15 protein-coding genes, 1 pseudogene and 1 riboswitch are annotated in these 21,504 nt (G+C 70.2%); of the genes and pseudogenes, 10 read left to right on the top strand and 6 right to left on the bottom strand.

Annotated elements, in window-relative coordinates; all coding sequences use genetic code 11:
* Window positions 1-123 precede the first annotated feature (123 nt).
* From AB0383_RS20865 to AB0383_RS20830, 8 genes and pseudogenes are all read left to right on the top strand, one after another.
* The gene (locus AB0383_RS20865) at window positions 124-963 is read left to right on the top strand and encodes an enoyl-CoA hydratase-related protein (protein WP_364176945.1); all 840 of its coding nucleotides are present in this window, start codon (window positions 124-126) and stop codon (window positions 961-963) included.
* On the top strand, window positions 960-1,559 hold the full coding sequence (locus AB0383_RS20860; protein WP_364176942.1) for an acetoacetate decarboxylase family protein: 600 nt from the start codon (window positions 960-962) through the stop codon (window positions 1,557-1,559). Before AB0383_RS20865 ends, AB0383_RS20860 begins: the two co-directional genes overlap by 4 nt.
* A 243-nt stretch (window positions 1,560-1,802) precedes the next feature.
* Window positions 1,803-4,784 carry a ribonucleoside-diphosphate reductase subunit alpha gene (locus AB0383_RS20855; RefSeq protein ID WP_364176939.1) on the top strand — a complete coding sequence of 994 codons (2,982 nt, stop codon included), beginning with the start codon at window positions 1,803-1,805 and terminating at the stop codon, window positions 4,782-4,784.
* Between the two features lie 70 nt (window positions 4,785-4,854).
* Window positions 4,855-5,928: a ribonucleotide-diphosphate reductase subunit beta gene (locus AB0383_RS20850; protein ID WP_364176937.1), complete on the top strand. Its 1,074-nt coding sequence runs from the start codon at window positions 4,855-4,857 to the stop codon at window positions 5,926-5,928.
* A gap of 88 nt (window positions 5,929-6,016) precedes the next feature.
* Window positions 6,017-6,232, top strand: a riboswitch (cobalamin riboswitch).
* 94 nt (window positions 6,233-6,326) lie between these two features.
* Window positions 6,327-8,583 (top strand): annotated as a pseudogene (gene metE / locus AB0383_RS20845) (5-methyltetrahydropteroyltriglutamate--homocysteine S-methyltransferase).
* A 159-nt stretch (window positions 8,584-8,742) separates the two neighbouring features.
* Window positions 8,743-10,212, top strand: a complete 1,470-nt coding sequence (locus AB0383_RS20840) for a cytochrome P450 (RefSeq protein ID WP_366188286.1) — start codon at window positions 8,743-8,745, stop codon at window positions 10,210-10,212.
* A gap of 254 nt (window positions 10,213-10,466) precedes the next feature.
* Window positions 10,467-12,323: a diguanylate cyclase gene (locus AB0383_RS20835; RefSeq protein WP_364176931.1), complete on the top strand. Its 1,857-nt coding sequence runs from the start codon at window positions 10,467-10,469 to the stop codon at window positions 12,321-12,323.
* Window positions 12,324-12,396: 73 nt separating this feature from the next.
* Window positions 12,397-12,858, top strand: coding sequence for a peroxiredoxin (locus AB0383_RS20830; RefSeq protein ID WP_364176928.1), 462 nt, complete (start codon window positions 12,397-12,399; stop codon window positions 12,856-12,858).
* 29 nt (window positions 12,859-12,887) lie between these two features.
* Here AB0383_RS20830 and AB0383_RS20825 read toward each other — a convergent pair whose 3' ends face one another.
* From AB0383_RS20825 to AB0383_RS20810, 4 genes are all read right to left on the bottom strand, one after another.
* Window positions 12,888-13,412 carry a GNAT family N-acetyltransferase gene (locus AB0383_RS20825; protein ID WP_364176926.1) on the bottom strand — a complete coding sequence of 175 codons (525 nt, stop codon included), beginning with the start codon at window positions 13,410-13,412 and terminating at the stop codon, window positions 12,888-12,890.
* A gap of 98 nt (window positions 13,413-13,510) precedes the next feature.
* A complete protein-coding gene (locus AB0383_RS20820) occupies window positions 13,511-14,713 on the bottom strand; it encodes an LCP family protein (RefSeq protein ID WP_364176924.1) in 1,203 nt (400 codons plus the stop codon).
* Window positions 14,714-14,829: 116 nt separating this feature from the next.
* A complete protein-coding gene (locus tag AB0383_RS20815) occupies window positions 14,830-16,089 on the bottom strand; it encodes a cyclopropane-fatty-acyl-phospholipid synthase family protein (RefSeq protein ID WP_364176922.1) in 1,260 nt (419 codons plus the stop codon).
* A 90-nt stretch (window positions 16,090-16,179) separates the two neighbouring features.
* Entirely contained in the window at window positions 16,180-16,872 is a 693-nt protein-coding gene (locus AB0383_RS20810; protein WP_364176919.1) for an alpha/beta fold hydrolase, read from the bottom strand.
* Between the two features lie 111 nt (window positions 16,873-16,983).
* Between AB0383_RS20810 and AB0383_RS20805 the strand changes: the two genes are divergently transcribed.
* Both AB0383_RS20805 and AB0383_RS20800 read left to right on the top strand, forming a co-directional pair.
* Window positions 16,984-17,712: an SIS domain-containing protein gene (locus tag AB0383_RS20805; RefSeq protein ID WP_364176916.1), complete on the top strand. Its 729-nt coding sequence runs from the start codon at window positions 16,984-16,986 to the stop codon at window positions 17,710-17,712.
* A 123-nt stretch (window positions 17,713-17,835) separates the two neighbouring features.
* Window positions 17,836-18,999: a serine hydrolase domain-containing protein gene (locus AB0383_RS20800; RefSeq protein WP_366188285.1), complete on the top strand. Its 1,164-nt coding sequence runs from the start codon at window positions 17,836-17,838 to the stop codon at window positions 18,997-18,999.
* A gap of 52 nt (window positions 19,000-19,051) precedes the next feature.
* On the opposite strand, the gene AB0383_RS20795 is transcribed toward AB0383_RS20800, so the two are convergent.
* The gene (locus AB0383_RS20795) at window positions 19,052-20,917 is read right to left on the bottom strand and encodes an ABC transporter ATP-binding protein (RefSeq protein ID WP_364176910.1); all 1,866 of its coding nucleotides are present in this window, start codon (window positions 20,915-20,917) and stop codon (window positions 19,052-19,054) included.
* 115 nt (window positions 20,918-21,032) lie between these two features.
* A complete protein-coding gene (locus AB0383_RS20790; protein ID WP_364176907.1) occupies window positions 21,033-21,473 on the bottom strand; it encodes a MarR family transcriptional regulator in 441 nt (146 codons plus the stop codon).
* Window positions 21,474-21,504 lie beyond the last annotated feature (31 nt).

Below are 21,504 nucleotides of genomic sequence, written 5' to 3'. Positions count from 1 at the left end.
AGGCCCACCCTCGCACCCCGACCGAGGAAAAATCAAGCGCGCCTGATTGTTTCCTGCCCGATCGAGCGCGGAGCCACTATTGACGCATTGCCAGTAGAACACCGTTGTCCTACCGTTCCAGCCATGAGCTCCTACGCGGACATCACCTACGAGGTCGCCGAGCGGATCGCGACGGTCAAGCTGAACCGGCCCCAGGCGCGCAACGGCTACACCGTGCGGATGGCCGACGAGCTGAGTGACGCCATGGACCGCGCCGACCGCGACGAGGACGTGCGCGTGGTCGTGCTCACCAGTACCGGCAAGGACTTCTCCGTGGGGGCCGACCTCTCGTCCGGCGGGTTCGACTTCGAACTCGGCGAGGGCCCTCCCGACGGCTGGCAGGAGCCGGCGGGCCGCTGCTCCAAGCGGATCTTCACGATGAACAAGCCCGTGATCGCCGCCCTGCGCGGCGCGGCGGTGGGCGGCGGGATCACGATCACGCTCTCCTGCGACTACCGATTGGCCGCCGACGACTCGAAGTTCGGCTTCGTGTTCACCCGCCGCGGGATCTACCCCGAAGGCGGGTCCGCGTGGTTCCTCCCCCGGCTCGTCGGCATGGGCACGGCCGTGGACTGGATGGTGAGCGGACGCGTCTTCGGCGCCGAAGAGGCGTTGCGGAAGGGGCTGGTGCACAGCGTCCACCCGCCGGAGGCCGTGCTGGACAAGGCTTACGAGCTCGCGCGCGACCTCGTGGCCGGTACCGCGCCCGTGTCGGTCGCCGTCACGCGCCAGCTGCTGTACCGGATGGCGTCGGCCCCGTCGCCGTTCGAGGTGCACGAGGTCGACTCGAAGCTGATCGGCGGATTGGCGACCAATCCGGACGCGGTCGAAGGCGTGTTGTCGTTCCTGCAGAAACGCCCACCGGAGTTCAAGCTCCGCGTCGACCACGACCTGCCGGACCACCTGCCCTGGATCGAGGAATGACCACCTACCCGCCCGAACCGTGGCACCTCGCGGGCCAGGCGCAGCTGTCCGTGTGGCTGCTCCCGGCCGGCAAACTGCCGGAACTGCCCGAAGGCGTCGAACCCGTCACCACCGGCGGCCAAGCAGCGGTGTTCACCGCGTGGATCGGCTACCGCGCGCCCGGACAGCTGAGCTACCACGAGCTGCTCGCCGCTGTTGCCGTGCGCGGCGGCCTCACCGCGTCGATCACCGACATCTGGGTCGACAGCGAGGCCTCGCTCGCGGGCGGACGCGAGCTGTGGGGCATCCCGAAGGACCTCGCGACACTCGAGTTCAGCGGCGACCGTGAGTTCACCGCGGCCACCGGCGACGACTGGATCGCCACCGCCGCGTTCTCCCGCCGCGCCGGGCTGCCGGCCGCGCTGCCCGCGCGGTTCGAGATCGCGCAGACGCTCGGCGGGCGGCTCAAGCGCAGCCTGGTCACGTCGCGTGCGAAGCCGCACGCGGCCGCCGCCGACTGGTCCGTGAACCCCACCGGACCGCTCGGCTTCCTGGCCGGACGTCGCCCGATCGTGAGCGCGAGCCTGCGCGACTTCACCCTCCTCTTCGGCGGCTGAACCGCCCCGACCAGCCGCTCTGAGTGATCGACTAACCCGCGAGGGTGAGCCCGCGACACGCCACCCCTTGGGGCACGTGCGAGCCCGAACCCCTAGATGTAGTCTCTGTGGACCGGCAGCCCCCAGCGACGGGGAGACCGCTCAGGAAGGGCAGCCGGGCCGATTTGAGAAACAGCAGCGCACGGCCTTGTGAGGCCGTGCGCCGATGAAGCGCGCCCATTTTCGACTTCGTTGGAGACCCGCATGTCAGTGGAAACCGGTCAGCGTCCGCCCTCGTCGGCGGACTCGGCTCCGAGCGCGGTCCGCGTGATCCGGCGCGACGGCAGTGTGTCGCCGTTCGACGCCGGCAAGATCAGCGTGGCCCTCACCAAGGCCTTCCTCGCCGTGGAGGGCGGCGACGCGGCCGCTTCCTCGCGCGTGCACCACGTCGTCGCCGAGCTGACCGAGCAGGTCGAGGCTTCCCTGCTGCGCCACGCCGGCCCCGAGCCCGCCCTGCACATCGAGCAGATCCAGGACCTCGTCGAGCTCGCCCTGATGCGCGGTGAGCACCACAAGGTCGCCCGCGCTTACGTGCTCTACCGCGAGGAGCGGTCGAAGGCCCGCGATGCCGCCACGCCGGCGCCCGCCGAGGCCGCGATCAGCGTCAAGGGCACCGACGGCTCGCTGCGGCCGCTCGACTGGGCCCGCGTGTCCCACGTGGTGGGCGAGGCCGTGGCCGGGCTCGAGGACGTGTCCGCCGAGCCGGTGCTGGCCGAGGCCAAGCGCAACCTCTACGACGGCATCAGCGCCGACGAGCTCGCGCTCGCGCAGATCATGGCCGCCCGCGTGCTCGTCGAGCAGGAGCCGAACTACTCGTACGTGAGTGCGCGGCTCCTGCTGGACAAGCTGCGCGGAGAGGCCCTGAGCTACCTCGCCGGCCGCGCGCGCCTGGCCAGCCAGGACGAGATGACCGCCGAGTACCCCGCGTACTTCCGCGCCTACCTGCGCCGCGCGGTCGAGCTGGAGCTCGTCGACGGCGAGCTGCTCACGTTCGACCTCGACAAGATCACCGCGGCCATCCACGCCGAGCGTGACCTGGACTTCGGGTTCCTGGGCCTGCAGACGCTGTACGACCGGTACTTCCAGCACCACAACGGCACGCGCTTCGAGCTGCCGCAGGCGTTCTTCATGCGCGTGGCCATGGGCCTGGCCATCCGCGAGGACGACCGCGAAGCCCGCGCGATCGAGTTCTACGAGCTGCTCTCCACGTTCCACTTCATGGCCTCGACGCCGACGCTGTTCAACTCGGGCACCACGCGCGCCCAGCTCTCGTCGTGCTTCCTGACCACTGTGGACGACGACCTGGACTCGATCTTCCAGGCGTACAAGAACAACGCGCTGCTGGCCAAGTACTCGGGCGGCCTCGGCAACGACTGGACCCCGGTGCGCGGCCTCGGCGCCCACATCAAGGGCACCAACGGCCAGTCGCAAGGTGTCGTGCCGTTCCTCAAGATCGCCAACGACACCGCCGTCGCCGTGAACCAGGGCGGCAAGCGCAAGGGCGCGGCGTGCGCGTACCTCGAGACGTGGCACGTGGACATCGAGGAATTCCTCGACCTGCGCAAGAACACCGGTGACGACCGCCGCCGCACGCACGACATGAACACGGCCAACTGGGTGCCGGACGAGTTCCTGCGCCGCGTGGAGGCCGACGCGCAGTGGACCCTGTTCTCCCCCAACGAGACGCCGGACCTGCACGACCTCTACGGCAACGCGTTCGCCGAGCGCTACCGCGAGTACGAGGCCGCCGCCGACCGCGGCGAGATCAAGGTCTTCCGCCGCCTGCGCGCCGTCGACCTGTGGCGCCGCATGCTGACGATGCTGTTCGAGACCGGCCACCCGTGGATCACGTTCAAGGACCCGTGCAACCTGCGCTCGCCGCAGCAGCACGTCGGCGTGGTGCACTCCTCGAACCTGTGCACCGAGATCACGCTGAACACCAACATCGACGAGGTCGCGGTCTGCAACCTCGGCTCGGTGAACCTGCTCAAGCACGTGACGCCCGCGGGCCTCGACACGAAGCGCCTCGAGAAGACCGTGCGCACCGCCGTGCGCATGCTCGACAACGTGATTGACATCAACTTCTACACGATCCCGGAGGCGCGCCGCTCCAACCTGCGCCACCGCCCGGTGGGCCTGGGCATCATGGGCTACCAGGACGCGCTGTTCGAGATCGGCGTTCCGTTCGCTTCGCAGGAGGCGGTGAAGTTCGCCGACCTGAGCATGGAGCACGTGTCCTACTACGCGATCTCCGCGTCGACCGACCTCGCCGAGGAGCGCGGCCAGTATCAGACGTTCGAGGGTTCGCTGTGGAGCCGCGGCATCCTGCCGATCGACTCGATGCAGCTGCTGATCGACGCGCGCCAGGGCGACGCCCTCGCCGTCGACACCTCCACGACGCTGGACTGGGCGCCGCTGCGCGAGCGAGTGAAGACCGTCGGCATGCGCAACTCCAACGTGATGGCGATCGCGCCGACCGCGACGATCTCCAACATCTCCGGCGTCGGCCAGTCGATCGAGCCGCTGTTCCAGAACCTGTACGTGAAGTCGAACATGTCGGGCGACTTCACCGTGGTGAACCCGCACCTGGTCAAGAGCCTCAAGGCCCGCGGTCTGTGGGACGAGGTCATGGTCAGCGACCTGAAGTACTTCGACGGCAGCCTCGGCCAGATCGACCGCGTGCCGGACGACCTCAAGGCGCTCTACGCCACCGCGTTCGAGATCGAGTCGAAGTGGATCGTGGACGCGGGCTCGGTCCGGCAGAAGTGGATCGACCAGGCGCAGTCGCTGAACCTCTACATCGCGGCGCCGAGCGGGCGCAAGCTCGACGAGCTGTACCGCTACGCGTGGCACAAGGGCCTCAAGACCACGTACTACCTGCGCGCGCAGTCGGCGACGCACGTGGAGAAGAGCACCCTGCGCGGCACCGACGGCAAGCTGAACGCGGTCTCGGCCGCCCCGGCCGCCGCCGCTGCTCCGGCCTCGACGCCGGTCCCGGCGACTGCGCCCGTGCCGTCGCCCTCGGCCGCTGTCCCGGCGAGCCCCGCCGCGGCCGTGCCCGCCGCGGTCCCGGCCGCCAAGCCCGCCGAGCCGAAGGAAATGCCGAAGGTCGACGACATCGACTTCGTCGCCACCGAAGGCGCCGCCTGCCGCATCGACGACCCCGACTGCGAAGCCTGCCAGTGACCTCCTCGCCGGCGGTGCGACCGGCGCGAACCGGCCGCACCGCCGGCGAGCCTTTTCTTGGAGCCTCTTGATGACCAACGTGGAGACCACGGACGCCACCGGCCTCGGCGAGATCGAGGTCGGCGCCGCCCGGATCAACGTCGACGACAAGCGCATGATCAACGCGCGCGCAGACGTGAACCAGCTGCTGCCCATGAAGTACCGCTGGGCGTGGGACAAGTACCTCGCCGCATGCAACAACCACTGGATGCCGACCGAGGTCGCCATGCAGGCCGACATCGCGCTGTGGAAGTCGCCTGACGGCCTGACCGAGGACGAGCGCCAGATGCTCAAGCGCAACCTCGGCTTCTTCGCCACCGCGGAGTCGTTGGTGGCCAACAACATCGTGCTCGCCGTGTACCGCCAGATCACCAACCCCGAGTGCCGTCAGTACCTGCTGCGCCAGGCGTTCGAGGAAGCCGTGCACACGCACACCTTCCAGTACATCTGCGAAAGCCTCGGCCTGGTCGAGGGCGAGCTGTTCAACATGTACCGCGAGGTGCCGTCCATCTCCGAGAAGGACGCGTGGGCGCTCAAGTACACGCAGAACCTCGAGAACCCGGACTTCGAGACCGGCACGCCGGAGGCCGACCAGGCGTTCCTGCGCGACCTCGTGGCGTTCTACGTGATCTTCGAGGGCATGTGGTTCTACACCGGCTTCGCGCAGATCCTCTCGCTCGGGCGCCGCAACAAGATGGTCGGCATCGCCGAGCAGTACCAGTACATCCTGCGTGACGAGTCGATCCACCTGAACTTCGGCATCGACTGCATCAACCAGATCAAGATCGAGAACCCGCACCTGTGGACCGAAGAGTTCCAGGCGGAGATCCGGCAGATGCTGCAGGACGCGTGCGAGCTGGAAGTCCGCTACGCGCGCGACACCATGCCGCGCGGCATGCTGGGCCTCTCGGCGCAGCTATGCGAGCAGTACATGCACTTCATCACCGACCGGCGCGCCCAGCAGATCGGCCTCGCGCCGATCTTCGGGGAGACGGAGAACCCGTTCCCGTGGATGTCGGAGGCGATGGACCTGAAGAAGGAGAAGAACTTCTTCGAGACCCGCGTGATCGAGTACCAGTCGGGCGGCGCGCTGGACTGGGATTGATCACAGCGGACTGATCCCGGACTCTGGGACCGGGGCGCGGCTTGTGCCGCCCGCAACCCCGACCCGCTAGGCTCGGCCACGCCACAGGTTCGCCAGGGCGTGGCCGGGCTTTTTTCGGTCGTGCCGGTGAGGCAACAGGGAATCCGGTGTGAATCCGGGACTGCCCCGCAGCGGTGAGTGGGAACGAAAGCCGTCACCACGATTTCGTGGTCAAGCACTGGGCGCGAGCCTGGGAAGCGACGGCGAGTAGGCGCGAGGTCGACGCCCACGAGTCCGAAGACCTGCCCGTGGCACGTGCGCCGACGGCGTGCGTGAGTCCGGGCCCCGTGGGACACGGCCTGACCGAACGCGGCTCTCGCGTGTCCGGGCTCGTTGGCGAGCTCGCGAGGAGAGAGCCTGTGACCACCATCGGCACCACCATCCTGGGATACCCGCGCATCGGCCCGGCCCGGGAGCTCAAGCGCGCCCTGGAGCGCTGTTGGGCGGGCACCACCGGCGAAGCGGAGTTGCTCGCCACCGGCCGCGAACTGCGCGCACGGACCTGGTCGCGACTGCGCGACGCCGGGCTGGAGTCGATCCCGTCCGGCACGTTCTCGCACTACGACCACGTGCTCGACACCGCCGAGCTGTTCGGCGCGCTGCCGGAGCGCTTCACGCGCCTCGGCCTCTCATCGCTGGACACGTACTTCGCCGCCGCGCACGGCGTACAGGACGAGCCGGCGCTCGAAATGACGAAGTGGTTCGACACCAACTACCACTACCTCGTGCCCGAACTGGGCCCCGGCTCGCGCTTCACGCTGTCGTGCACGAAGCCCCTCGACGAGGTGCGCGAGGCCCGGGAGCTGGGGATCGAGACGCGGCCGGTACTCGTCGGGCCGGTCACGTTCCTGCTGCTCAGCAAGGCGACACAACCGGATTTCGCACCGTTGGAGCTGCTCGACGAGCTACTGCCCGCATACGCGGAGCTGCTCGCCGCGCTGAAGGCCGAGGGCGTCGAGTGGGTGCAGCTCGACGAGCCGGCGTTCGCCGGTGACCGCACCACGAAGGAGCTCAACGCGCTGACCCGCGCGTACCACGTGCTGGCCAAGGCCGAGGACCGGCCGAAGCTGCTCGTCGCCGGGTATTTCGGCGGGCTCGGCCGCGGGCTGGGCGTGCTGGCCCGCTCCCCCGTTGAGGCGCTGGCCGTGGACCTCGTCACCGACGAGTCCTTTGTGGACGCTGTGGCCGCGGAAGGCGCGTTGCGCGACAAGGAGGTGCTCGCCGGCGTCGTCGACGGGCGCAACGTGTGGCGCACCGACCCGGACCGGGCGCTGGAACGCGCCGCGCGGCTGGCCAGCACCGCGCGGCACGTGAGCGTCTCGACGTCGTGCTCGCTGCTGCACGTGCCCTACGACGTCGAGGCCGAGACCCTCGATTCACGACTCGGGAGCTGGCTCGCGTTCGCCGACCAGAAGGTCGCGGAGGTCGTGCTGCTCGGGCGGGCGCTGCGCGGCGAGCCGGTGGACCTGTCGGCGGCGCGGGCGGCCGTCACTGACCGCGCGACAAACCCGGCGGACGCGGCCGTGGGCAAGCGGCTGACGGCGCTGAAGCGCGAGGACGCCGTGCGGGAGCCGTACGAGCAACGGGCGGCCGTGCAACAGGAATCCCTCGGCCTGCCGCCACTGCCGACCACCACGATCGGCTCGTTCCCGCAGACCACCGACGTCCGCAAGGCGCGCGCCGCCCACCGTGCAGGCACGCTCGACGAAGCCGCGTACGTGGCCCAGATGCACGCCGAGATCGACCGCGTGGTGCGGCTACAGGAGGAGCTGGGCCTCGACGTGCTGGTGCACGGCGAGCCCGAGCGCAACGACATGGTGCAGTACTTCGCCGAGCAGCTCGCCGGGTTCGCCTCGACCGAGCACGGCTGGGTGCAGTCCTACGGCTCGCGCTGCGTCCGCCCGCCGATCCTCTACGGCGACGTCTCGCGCCCGCGGCCGATGACCGTGCCGTGGGCGCGGTACGCGCAAAGCCGCACGGACAAGCCGATCAAGGGCATGCTCACCGGCCCGGTCACGATCCTCGCGTGGTCGTTCGTGCGCGACGACCAGCCGCTCGCGGACACCGCCCTCCAGGTCGCGTTCGCGATCCGCGACGAGGTGGCCGACCTCGAAACCGCGGGCGTGCGCGTGATCCAGGTCGACGAGCCGGCCGTGCGCGAGCTGCTGCCGCTGCGCGCGGCCGGGCGCGAGTCCTACTTCGACTGGGCGGTGCGGGCGTTCCGCGTCGCGACGGCCGGAGCCGCCGAGGGCACCCAGATCCACACGCACATGTGTTATTTCGGAGTTCGGCGAGGTGCTCTCGGCGATCGACGGCCTCGACGCCGACGTGACCAGCATCGAAGCCGCGCGCTCGAAGATGGAGGTGCTCGCCGACCTGTCGGCCGGCGGGTTCGCGCGCGGCGTCGGCCCCGGCGTCTACGCCATCCACTCGCCCCGCGTGCCGGGCGTCGAGGAGGTCGCGGACCTGCTGCGCACGGCGGTCGCCGCCATGCCGGCGCACCGGCTGTGGGTGAACCCCGACTGCGGCCTCAAGACGCGCCGCTACGCCGAGGTGGAGCCCGCGTTGCGCCACCTCGTCGCGGCGGCCCGCCAGGTCCGCGCCGAGCAGGACTGAACAACCCGTAGATCCGGTGCCGGGCGGCGCGAACCACCGCCCGGCACCGATCTACGTCAAGGATCACCCGGATGGAGCCGGCCGAAGGTATTGTCATTCGGTCAACAGCGCGGCACGGTGGAGGTCGGACCGGGGTTCCGCCAGCGAAGGCAGGTCGCCATGACGAGCGCAGTCGGCAAAGTCGGCAAGGTCGGCAAGGTCGCCGAGAGCCTGCGTGAGCGCGTGCCCACGCTCACGTCCATGCCGCTGCCCCGCACCGTCGACCAGCGCTGGCAAGCGGCCACCTACCCAGTGCGCGAACTCGCGGCGCCACCCGCGGGTAGCGGCCTGAAGCCGGTGCTCGGCGACGACGGCCCGCCGGTCGTGGGCCACGCGCTGGAGATGATGCGCTTCGGCCTGGACTTCAGCTTCAGCCGCTACGAGAAGTACGGTCCCGTCTCGTGGATGGGTGGCTTCGGCCGCCGGATCGTCTCGCTGTCCGGCCCCGAGGCCACGCAGATCGCCCTGGTGAACAAGGACAAGGCGTTCTCGCAGGAGGGCTGGAAGTTCTTCATCGAGAAGTTCTTCGACCGCGGCCTCATGCTGCTCGACTTCGGCGAGCACCACCTGCACCGGCGGATCATGCAGAGCGCGTTCACGCGCGAGCGGCTCGTCGGCTACGTCGGGCAGATGGGCCCGGCCCTGCGCGCCGGCGTCGAGGCGTGGCCCGGCGGCACGCGGCCGCGGCTGTACTGGGCGCTCAAGCAGCTCACCCTCGACGTGGCGACGCGCGTGTTCATGGACATGCACTCGCCCGGCGACGCGATGCGGATCAACCGCGCGTTCGTGAACACCGTGCGCGCGGGCACGGCGCTGGTGCGCTACCCCGTGCCCGGCGGCCGCTGGTCCGCCGGCCTGCGCGGCCGGCGGCTGCTGGAGCGCTACTTCGGCGAGACCCTGCCGGAAAAGCGCCGCGCGGGCGGCGACGACCTGTTCGCCGCGCTCTGCACCGCCACCACCGAGGACGGCGACCGGTTCACCGACGCGGACATCGTGAACCACATGATCTTCCTGATGATGGCGGCGCACGACACCACGACCATCACCAGCAGCGCCATGGCCTACTACCTGGCCAAGCACCCGGAGTGGCAGGAACGCGCCCGCGCGGAGTCGCTCGCGCTCGGCGACGACGTGCCGGACATCGAGGCGCTGGAAAGCCTGGAAACGCTCGACCTCGTGATGAAGGAATCACTGCGACTGCGGGCCCCGGTGCCGTCGATGGCCCGCAAGACCACCAAGGACACGGAGGTGCTCGGTCACTTCATCCCCGAAGGCACGCTCGTCGGCGTCTCGCCGACGCTGAACCACTTCACCCCCGACTGCTGGACCGACCCGATGCGCTTCGACCCCGAGCGGTTCGCCGAGCCGCGGCGCGAGGACAAGTCGCACCGGTTCGCGTGGATGCCGTTCGGCGGCGGCGCGCACAAGTGCATCGGGCTGCACTTCGGCAGCCTCGAGGTCAAGGCGCTGATGCACGAGATGCTGCGGACTTTCCGCTGGTCCGTGCCCCAGGACTACACCGCACGCTGGGACTACGTGTCATTGCCGGTCCCCGCCGACGGACTGCCGGTGCGCCTCGAATATCGTTGACGGACGCTGCGGGAGGCGGGGAGCCGACAGTGCCGAAGCAACGGGAATCGGACGAACTGGAAAAACACGTTCGAGCACTCAAGGTGACATCACGTCACCATTTGTGTATGGGTCGTCACTCGTTCAGCCGGTAGACACCCCGTTTCGCGCATGATGCCGTGGCATCACTCACGGCCAACTCATACCTAGTGTGGGTCCCTGAACCTTCACACCGGGTCTGAGCTGGCTTTTGTCCGCGCATGAAGAGGTGGAGTGTGCCTGAGCCTGGTGCCGCGCCAGGGTTGGTCGATGTCGCGCGCAAGTTCGCGACGACGCTGACCGACACGAAAGGAGTAACGCTTCCGCCCGCGGAATTGGAGCGTCTCCTGCTCTCCTTCGCCCAGGAGGTCGCGGAGTTCGCGACCCCCGCGTACGAAGCCGCCGTCCTGCGCTTCACCACGCTCTTCTCCACCGCCCCGATCGGGATCGCGCTCGCCGACCCCTCCGGCGTGATCATGGAGGTCAACCTCGCGCTGGCCAAGCTGCTCGGCTCGACCCAGGATCGGCTCAGGGGCAGGCACCTCGCAGACCTGGCCGCCACCGAGCACGGCGCCACGCGGATCCGCGCCGGCCTCGAACGCCTCATCACCACCGACATCGGCAAGGTCACCGAGCGCGGCATCCGCCTCGACCACAGCGAGGACGGCGGCCTCACCACCAACGTCACGCTCGCGTGGCTGCCCGGCGACCGGCCCGACACCCACTTCCCGGTGCTGATGGCGGCCGACGCCGACGACCTGCACCTGCTCGGCGAACGCCTGATGCACCAGAACGTGCACGACCCGCTCACCGGTCTGCCGAACTCGCAGGCGTTCACCACCCGCGTCGAGGCCGCGCTCACCGCGCCCCGCACCGAGCAGATCGCGCTGGTGTACCTCGACCTCGACGGCTTCAAGGTGATCAACGACGGCCTCGGCGCGGGTGTCGGCGACGAGGTGCTGAAAGAGGTCGCGAGCAAGCTGTCGGCGGTCTTCACCGGGCACCACGACGGGTACGTCGCCCGCCTGTCCGGCGACGGGTTCGCCGTGCTGCTGCGCGGCGAGGACCTCACACGGCAGCACGTGGTGAACCTCGTGGACCGCGCGCTGGAGGACCTCAACGAGCCGGTCTACCTGGGTGGCCACGGGATCGGGGTGAGCGCGAGCGTCGGCATCGTCGTGGGCGCGTGCCGCGACGGCGGGCACATCGAGCTGCGCCGGGCCGCGGAACTCGCGCTGCACCGGGCGAAGGAACACGGCAAGGCGAAGTGGATGCTGTTCGACCCGGACGAGGACGCACGCGACCGCAGTCGCTACCAGCTCGGCGCAGTGATCGCGGGCGCGCTGGAGAACGGTGAGTTCTCCCTGATCTACCAGCCCACCGTGAAACTCGCGAAGCCCGACGAGATCGCGGCCGTGAACGCCGGCCTGCGGTGGAACCACCCGGAGAAGGGCGAGCTCGACTCCGAGGACTTCTACCCGCTGGCGCAGTCCACCGGCATGACGGTGCCGCTCGGCAAGTGGCTGCTCGCCGAGTCGCTGGCGGCCACGGCGCGCTGGCGCGAGCGGTTCGGCGACGCCGCGCCCGACGTCTGCATCCGGCTGCCGAAGCGCCTCGCCGGTGACGACGAGCTCGTGATGCTGGTCAAGGAGCAGCTCGACCGCCACGACCTGCCGGCCCGTGCGCTGCGCCTGTGCACCGACCGCGAGTCGATGTTCGACGACAACGGCGAGGTGCACGACTCGTTCACCGTGCTCGCCGACCTCGGCGCCCAGCTCGTGCTCACGATCTCCGGCTCAGCGGACCTCGAGCTCATCCCCCGCCACAGCCTGCCCATTCGGCACGTCATCCTCAGCGGCCCGGTCGTCGACGCGCTCGCCGACGGCGCCGCGGAGGCCGACATGCGCCACCTTCGTCAGCTGGTCGAGCGCGGCAAGGAGCTCAACCTGCGCATCGGCGCCGAAGGGGTACGAAGCGCAGAGCACGCGGCGCGGCTGCGCCAGCTCGGCGTGCTCGCCGCGCGTGGTTCGTTCGTCGCCGACTCGGCCACGGGCGACGAAGTGGACGAGATGATCGAGCGCCACGCGGGCTGACCCGTCCACCTGCGGCGCGGCCGGCGAACACCGAGGAGGATCATCTCCCGCGGACCCGACCGAAAGGACCCCGATGGACACCGGCGACCTCGCGCCCGACTTCACCCTCTCCGACGACCAGGGCGACGACCGCACATTGTCGGACTTTCTGACGTCCGGCCCCGTCGTGCTGTTTTTCTACCCCGCCGCCATGACGAGCGGCTGCACCGCCGAGAGCTGCCACTTCCGCGACCTGGCCGCAGAGTTCGCCGAGGTGGGCGCCCAGCGCGTGGGCATCAGCCCGGACGCCGTGGCCAAGCAGCGGGAATTCTCCGCCGCCAACGGGTTCGACTACCCGCTTTTGTCCGATGTGGACGGTGTGGTGGCGAAGCAGTTCGGCGCGTGGCGCAAGTTCATCCCGCTGCACACCAAGCGCACCACGTTCGTCATCGACACCGACCGGCGCGTGCTCGACGTGATCAAGAGCGAGCTGAACTTCACCGCCCACGCGGACCGCGCGTTGAAGGTGCTGCGCGAGCGCAAAAACGTCTCCTGAGACTTTCCTTGCCCGGCAAGGATTCCCGGTCAGCCCGGCCGCTGGATGCGCCACACGAAGTCGTTGCCCGAGCACCCCGGGGCCAGCGCGTCGGAGGCGGCTTCCTTGTGGTGCAAGGTGAAACCCAGCCGGGCCGGGATCGCGCCGCTCTTCGTGTTCAGCTCGTCGTGGAGGATGTCGACGTGGGGCGCGCCCAGGCGCCAGGCCTCGGCGACGAGCAGGGCGGTCGCGCGCGTGGCGAAGCCGCGGCCAGTGCACGGCTTCGCCAGCCAGTAGCCGATCTCGCGGCCGTCGTCGCGGCGCATCAGGCCGCAGCCGCCGGCCAGCGTGCCGTCGGCGGTGTGGATGCCGTACTCCCGCGCCTCACCCGACTCCCAGCGTTCGGCCGTGCCGGTGAGGAACTCCGTGCCTTCGGCCGGACCGTAGCCGTCGGTGGCCCAGACGAGCCACGCGCCGATGTGCTCGCGGGACGCCGAGACCGTGTCCACGAGCACGTCGAGGTCTTCGGAGCGCCAGCGGTTGAGGGTGACCACGCCGTCGGTGAGGGTGTCCATGTCCTCATGGTGGCACCGCAACAGCATTGCGACATCAAAATAACGCTGGGGCCCGCCGTTTTCCGGCGGGCCCCAGCGGTCGATGCTGCTGAGCGGTGCTAGTTGACGACGGCGGTGGGCGGCACCGGGGTGTCGTTCTTCAGCGCGTCGAACAGCAGCGCCGACTTCGTCTTGTCCCAGTGCTCGGCCGAGCCGTCGGTGACCGGCACCGTGCCGGTGAGCACGCCGTCGGACGAGATGCCGCGCATCGCGATCGCCAGGCCGGCCAGGTTGTGCACGTGATCACCCGAGTCCATCGTCAGCGCGTCGGGCGCCGAGGACAGCAGCGGGAAGAAGTCGAACGGGTTCAGCAAGGTCCCCGGGCTCGCGATCTGGCTCACGAGAGCGCCGATGAACTTGCGCTGGTTGGCCACGCGGTCGAGGTCCGAGCGCGGGGTCGCGCTGCTGTGGCGCATGCGGACGAACCCGAGCGACTCGCGCCCGTCCAGCGTCTGGCAGCCGGCCTTGATGTCGATGTTGGTGAACGTGTCGTGCATTTCCTTGTCCACGCACATGTCGACCCCGCCGATCGCGTCGACGATGTTCGCGAACCCGCCGAAGCCGATCTCCGCGTAGTGGTCCATGCGCAGGCCGGTGGCGCCTTCCACGGTCTTCACCAGCAGCGCGGGGCCGCCGAGCGAGAACGCGGCGTTGATCTTGTTCGTGCCGTGGCCCGGGATCTTCACCTGCGAGTCGCGCGGCAGGCTCAGCAACGTCGGCTTTGTGTCGTTGTCCGGGATGTGCGCGATCATGATCGTGTCGGTGCGCTGCCCGCCGCCGGCCGCCGCGACGTCACCGGTCGCCAGGCGTTCCTCGTCCGCGGCCGAGAGCCCGTCGCGGCTGTCGGAGCCCACGATCAGCCAGTTGGTTCCCGACGCGGCAGCGGGACGGCCGTCGTAGTCGGCCAGTGCGTCGACCCGGTTGATGGAGAACTCCAGGTACGCCCAGATCCCGCCCAGGAACACGACGAAGAGCAGCACCAAGGTCATCAGGACCTTGCCGAAGCTCCACCGGCGACGCCGGCGCGGAGCCGGTCCGGGTGGCGGGGCCTGCCGGGGCGGGGCATGCCGGGGCGGTGCTGGCGGCGGGGGCACGGGAGCCTCGCCGCGCGAGCCCATCGGTCTGGTTCGCGCGTCGTACGGGCTGCTGCTCGTGCCCGGCAGCGGCATCATCTGTGCCCGCTGATGCTGCCGCGGGCGTGCGGCGGGCTGCGGTGGCCGGGGCGGCACCCGCCGCCTGCCGTCGTCGCCTCCGTACGTCATTGGCTTTCACCCAATCCCCGAATCCGGCAAAACTCGTGCGGCCCAGTGAACCGCACGTCCTCCAACAAAGGACGTGCGGCACCTGGTGCAGGTTCATCCGGCGAGGAACGGCCTGCTCAGCGGGGGTCGGCGAACCCGAACTGGTGTACCTTGATGTGCCCCGAACGGAACCCGGCCTCCGAATAGGCGAGGTAGAACTCCCACATCCGGTGGAACACGTCGTCGAAGCCGAAGCCGCGGATGTCGTCCCAGCGCTGGTGGAACCGCTCGCCCCAAAGCTTGAGCGTGCGCGCGTAGTCCTGGCCGAACTCGCGCATCCCGGCCAGCTTCAGGCGGGTGTTGTCGCGCATGCCGTCCTCGATCGCCTGCACCGACGGGATGATGCCGCCCGGAAAGATGTACTTGTGGATCCAGCTGTACGACCTGGCCGCAGCCAGCATCCGGTCGTGGTCCATCGTGATGGCCTGCAGGCCGAAGCGCCCGCCCGGGCGCAGCCGCTTGCCGATCGTGGCGAAGAACGTGGGCCAGTAGGACTGCCCGACGGCCTCGATCATCTCCACGCTCACCACGGCGTCGTACTGGCCCGTGGCGTTGCGGTAGTCGCACAGCTGCACGTCGATGCGGTCGGAAAGGCCCGCCTCGGCGATCCGCGCGTCGGCCAGCACCTTCTGCTCCTGCGAGATGGTCAGCGACGTCACCTTCGCGCCGCGAGAGGCCGCGCGGATCGACAGCTCGCCCCAGCCGGTGCCGATCTCCAGCACCTCGCTGCCCTCGCGCACGCCCGCGTAGTCCAGCACGCTGTCGAGCTTGCGGTGCTGGGCCTGCGTCAGGCTGTCGCCCGGGCCGAACAGCGCCGAGGAGTACATCATCGACTCGTCGAGGAACGCGCTGAACAGGTCGTTGGACAGGTCGTAGTGCCGGTGGATGTTCGACCGCGACCCCTCGATCGTGTTCTCCTCGTGCGCCGGCTGCACGCGCTCGGCGAAGCGTCGGAACCGCTGCAGGAACGGCGGCACGACCGTGGCCAGCTTCTCGGCGAACGGCGTCAGCACTCCCGCGAGGTCCTCGGCGGTCCAGTCCCCCACCATGTACGACTCGCCGAAGCCGATCTTCGCGTCGGCGCCGAGGCGGTGGAAGAACGCCGAGGGCCGCAGGATCCGCATCTCCGGCGCCTCCGGGCCACCGGCACCCAGGACGGTGCCGTCGGGGAACGTGACCCGCAGGTCGAGGTTCTTCACGGCGCGGCGGAAGAGCGCCTCCGCGGCCCGCGCGCGCAGCGGCGAGTGCGGCGGCGTGGCCAGTCCCGGCCACCGGGTTTCGTCGGGCGCCGGTTGCGAGGCGGGCCCCGCCGCTCGGTCAACACTTGAGGTGGACAAGACACTCCCTCCGGAATGGGCCCATCGGCCCACATCTGATGGTATTCCCGGCACACGCGACCTGCGCTGTGCGGTTGTCGCCGGATCCGGTCACACGGGGATGCGCAGCCGCTCGTCCGCGGGCCGGGTCCATGCCTGCCGGAGAGTTTCGTCGGTCTCGCCCGCGTCGATCGCTTCCAGTGTGAAAGCACACATCAGCCTGGTCCAGACCGCCGGGCGCTTGATCATCGCGTGACCCTCGCCGGTGACGTCGAAGCGGACGAGGCGCTTGGCGAGCTCCCGCGCGCGCTCGGCGAAGGCGTGCGAATCACGCGGTGAGGTGATCCGGTCGCGTGTGCCGTGCAGCATGACCACGGAGCGGCCCGCGACGGCGTCCACGGGCTCGCCGGGCGGCGTCCACGGCGCGAGGGCGCACACGCCCACCACGGCGGGGTCGCCGGCCACGCGCAGCACCACGCGCCCGCCCATCGAGTGCCCGATGAGCACGACGGGCAGGCCCGGGTGTTCGGCGCGGACGCGCTCCAGCGCCCAGCGGGCGTCGGCCACCGGGTCTTCCGCGGGCGCGTTCCAGCCGTAGCGGCGGTTGCGCACCAGGCGCACCTCCAGGCCCGCCGCGCGACCCGCGCGGTGCAGGGCGCGGGCGAGCGGCACCATGCGCAGGTACGCCAGCCGCCACGGCCCCACGGCCGCGATGCCGTGCTCGGCGCCGCCGTGCAGCACCAGCGCCACCGCCCTCGTCCGCCCGTGCGCGCGCCGTACCGAAACGACGGGTACTCCGTCCACGTGCCGCCTCCCAGTCACCGGTACGCCCGGATGATCAGCTCTCACGCTAATCCACCACGAAGCGTGTCCAAGCGATACATTCGGCGCCCGAACCCGCGACGAAGGGCAGGTGTGGTGAGCGCCACGGAAATCTGGAAGAGCACCTCGGAAAAGCTCGCGGCCGCGCAGCAGGCCAACGCCGAAGCGCTGACGGCGGCGGCCGACCTCGTCCTCGGGGTCATCCGGTCCGACGCCCTCGTGTTCACCGCCGGTGCCGGGCACTCGCTCGCCGCGGTCGCCGAGACGTTCTACCGCGCGGGCGGTCTCGCCTGCGTCTACCCGCTGTACCACCCGGAGCTGCTGCCCCTGCACGGCGCGCAGCACAGCACGAAGACCGAGCGACGCAGCGGGCTCGCCGAAGAGGTGCTGGCCGAGCGCGCGCCGGGTCCCGACGACGTGCTCGTGGTGTTCTCGACGTCCGGGGTGAACCCGTACCCGGTGGAACTGGCCGCCGGTGCCCGCCGCCGCGGCGCGTCGGTGATCGCCGTGACGTCGCGCGCGTGCGTGGCAGCGGCGCCGCGCCGCTCGGCGACGACGCTGGTCGAGGAGGGCACCGTCGTGCTCGACTCGCTCGTGATCCCCGGCGACGCGAGCCACCCGGCCGGCGCGCCGCGCACCGCACCACTGTCCACTGTGGTCAACGCGTTCCTGTGGAACCTGATCCTGGCGGAGGTCTACGACCGCGGCACGGCCGAGGGCATCGACGTCCCGCTGTGGCGAAGCTCCAATGTGGAGGGTGGCGACGAGGCCAACACGGCCCTGCTCGCCAAGTACGGCCCCCGCGTGCCGGCCCTGCGGTAGCCGTCGGCCAACCAGCGGCACTTCCGGCGAAAAAGGACCGGGCCCGGCAGGTCTTGACGGGCCCGGTCCGCCCTTCTAACTTCGGCGTACCGACCAGTCGGTGTCGAGTGGAGGCGGGCCAGCATGGACGATGAGACGGCCGTGCCCCTGCACGGCGCCTGCGCGCCCGGGTTCGAGGCGGTGCAGGACGCGTTCGTCGAGAACATCTCCGAGCGCGACGAGCTGGGCGCGGCCTTCGCGGTCACGCTGCGCGGCGAGGTCGTGGTCGATCTCTGGGCCGGCTGGGCGGATCCCGGCCGCACCACGCCGTGGCGGCCGGACACGCTGACCAACGTCTGGTCCACCACCAAGGGCATGGCGGCGATCTGCGCGCACCAGCTCGCCGACGCCGGCGAGCTGGACCTCGACGCCCCCGTGGCGTGCTACTGGCCCGAGTTCGCCGCGGCGGGCAAGCAGGACATCCCGGTGCGCTGGCTGCTCTCGCACCGCTCCGGCGTCGTCGGCATCGACCTGGCGCGCCCGGTGAAGGTCGAGGAGCTCTACGACTGGGACCACATCACGGGGCTGCTGGCCGCGCAGGAACCGCTGTTCCCGCCTGGCTCCGCGAGCGGCTACCACGCGCTGTCCTACGGTTTCCTCGTCGGCGAGGTCGTGCGCCGCGTGGCCGGGCAGGGCATCGACGCGTTCTTCGCCGAGCACGTCGCCGGTCCGTTGGAGGCGGATTTCTCCCTCGGCGTCGGGGAAGCCGACCTCGGGCGGTGCTCGACGCTCGTGGAGCCGGTACTCACGCCGGAGATGACCACGGCGCTCACCGAGGCGTTCGCGAACGCCGGCCCGGTCGCGCTCGCCGCCATGGCGAACCCGCGCGTGGAAGGACACCACGCCAACGAACCCGCGTGGCGGCGCGCCGTGATGCCCGCCCTCAACGGCCACGGCACGGCGAAGGCCCTCGCGATCATCTACGGCGCACTGGCCGACGGCTCCGAACGCCTGATCTCGGCCGGCGCGCTCGCCCGGGCCCGCGAAGGCCAGGGCGCCTCGGTCGACGTGGTCGCCGGCGTGCCCAACGAGTGGGCGCTGGGTTTCTACCTCGGCAGCGACGCGCGCGGCTTCGGCCCCAACCCGGCCGCGTTCGGCCACGACGGTCTCGGCGGCTCGTCCGGTGGCGCCGACCCGGAGGCCGGCGTGGGCTTCGGTTACGTGATGAACCGCATGGGCCCGTTGCTGCGTGACGACCCGCGCAAGATGGCGCTCGTCAACGCGACCTTCGCCTGCCTCGGACGCTGAGCGGAGACGCCAAGGGCGCCTCGAGTATTCTCGAGGCGCCCTTGGCGTCGCGTCACGCGGCGGTCGGCTCCTCGTCGAACTGCGTGTGGTGCAGCTCGGCGTAGCGGCCGCCGAGGGCGAGCAGCTCTTCATGTGTGCCGCGTTCGACGATCCGGCCGTCCTCGACGACCAGGATCAGGTCCGCGGCACGGACGGTCGAGAGCCGGTGCGCGATCACGAGCGCCGTGCGGCCTTCGAGCGCACCCGTGAGAGCCTCGCCGACCGCGGCCTCCGATTCGGAGTCCAGGTGCGCCGTGGCCTCGTCCAGCACCACGACCTTCGGCTGCGCCAGCAGGAGCCGCGCGATGGTGAGCCGCTGGCGCTCACCGCCGGAGAGGCGGTAGCCGCGTTCGCCGACGGTCGTGTCGAGGCCGTCGGGCAGCGAGCGCACCAGGTGACTCAGGCGGGCCTGTTCCAGCGCGGCCCAGATCTCGTCGTCGGTCACGCCCGGGCGGGCATAGGCCAGGTTGGCGCGGATGGTGTCGTGGAACAGGTGCCCGTCCTGCGTCACCACGCCCACGGTGGCGCGCAGCGTCGCGAAGTCCAGGTCGCGGACGTCCACATCGGACAACCGGACCGCGCCGCCGTCCACGTCGTAGAGGCGCGGCAGCAGTGAGGCGATGGTCGACTTGCCGGCACCCGACGAGCCGACCAAGGCCACCATCTGGCCCGGTTCGGCGCGGAAGCTGATTCCGTGCAGCACCTCTTCGCCCCCGCGGCTGTCCAAAGTGGCCACGTCTTCCAGTGACGCCAGCGAGAACCGGTCGGCCGCCGGGTACCCGAAGCGCACGTCCTCGAACTCCACGGCCACGCCGCCCGCGGGCAGCGCCTTCGGCTTCACCGGTTCCTTGATCATGGGGTCGAGGTCGAGCACCTCGAAGACGCGCTCGAACGACACCAGCGCGGTCATCACGTCGACGCGGACGTTGGCCAACGCCGTGAGCGGCGCGTAGAGGCGGGTCAGCAGCAGCGCCAGTGCCACCACGGTGCCGGGCGCGATCTGGCCGGTGAAGGCGAGGTAGCCGCCGAGGCCGTAGACCAGCGCCTGCGCGAGCGCCGACACGAGCGTGAGGCTGGTCATGAACCAGCGGGTGAGCATCGCGGTGCGCACGCCGATGTCGCGCACGCGCCCGGCGCGGTCGCCGAACTCGCCGACTTCCTGACGCGGCCGGCCGAACAGCTTCACGAGCGTGGCGCCCGGCGCCGAGAACCGCTCGGTCATCTGTGTGGTCATGCCGGCGTTGAGCTGCGCCGACTCGCGCTGCAGCCCGGCCATCCGGCGGCCCAGCCGGCGCGCCGGGAGCACGAAGATCGGCAGCAGCACCAGCGCGAAGACCGTCACCTGCCACGACAGCGTCACCATCACCGCGAGCGAGAGCACGAGCTGGATCACGTTGGTGACCAGGCCCGACAGCGTTGCGGTGAACGTGCGCTGCGCGCCGATCACGTCGTTGTTGAGCCGGCTCACCAGCGCGCCGGTGCGGGTGCGCGTGAAGAACGCGATGGGCAGCTTCTGCACGTGCGCGAACACGGCGACGCGCAGGTCGAGGATGATCCCCTCGCCGATGCGCGCCGACTGCCACCGCTCCGCCAGCCCCAGCCCGGCGTCGAGGATGGCGAGCACCGCGATCACCACGGCGAGCCAGATGATCAGCGGCAGGTCCTGGTGACCGACGATCGCGTCGACGACCTTACCCGCCAGCACGGGCGTGGTCACCGCGAGCACGGCGGAAACCACCGTCAGGACCAGGAAGACCAGCAGCCGCATCCAGTGTGGTCGGGCGAAGCGCGCGACCCTTTTCACGGTGCCGCGCGTGAGCGCCCTCGGCGTGTCGGCCCCGCGCATCACGGAGCCGAGCAACGCCCACGAGTTGTCCATGTGGAGCCTTTCCCCCGATCGACAAAACTTCTATATTACTTGAGCTTTTTCCCAGAGATGCCCCGCACAACGCCAGTTCGTCCCGAGTTCTTCCCGGTGCCGTCCACCCGAGCGTTCACCGGCGGTGAACAACCGCCCACAGCGCCTCGCGCAGCGCGTCGGCCTCACGCCCGTCGAGCGGGACCAGCAGCCGCCGTTCGGCCTCCTCCGACGCCTCGGTGGCCGCCTTCAGCACGCGCAGCCCCTCCTCCGTCGGCGTCACGATCCGGCGGCGGCGATCGGCGGGATCGACGTGGCGCCGCACGAGCACCTTGTCTTCCAGCTCGTCAACGAGCTGGACCATGGTCGTCCGGTCCACGCCAAGCCGCGCGGCCGCCTCCTGCTGCGCCTGCGGCTCGCCGTCGGCCAGCAGCGCGAGCACGGCGACCTGCCGCCCGGTCACCCCGTGGGGCGCGAGCAACGGCTCCTGCAGCTCGGCCAGCCGCAGCTGCGCGTGCTTGAGCAGATAACCGAGCCGGCGGGTCACGACGGCCGGGGTTTCGGGAGCACTCGACATGAACCGCATCTTAGCTCTACCCTGATCATCA

Source organism: Amycolatopsis sp. NPDC051373, assembly GCF_040689465.1.
Taxonomy (GTDB): domain Bacteria; phylum Actinomycetota; class Actinomycetes; order Mycobacteriales; family Pseudonocardiaceae; genus Amycolatopsis.
This window is presented reverse-complemented; position numbering and strand designations above follow the sequence as displayed.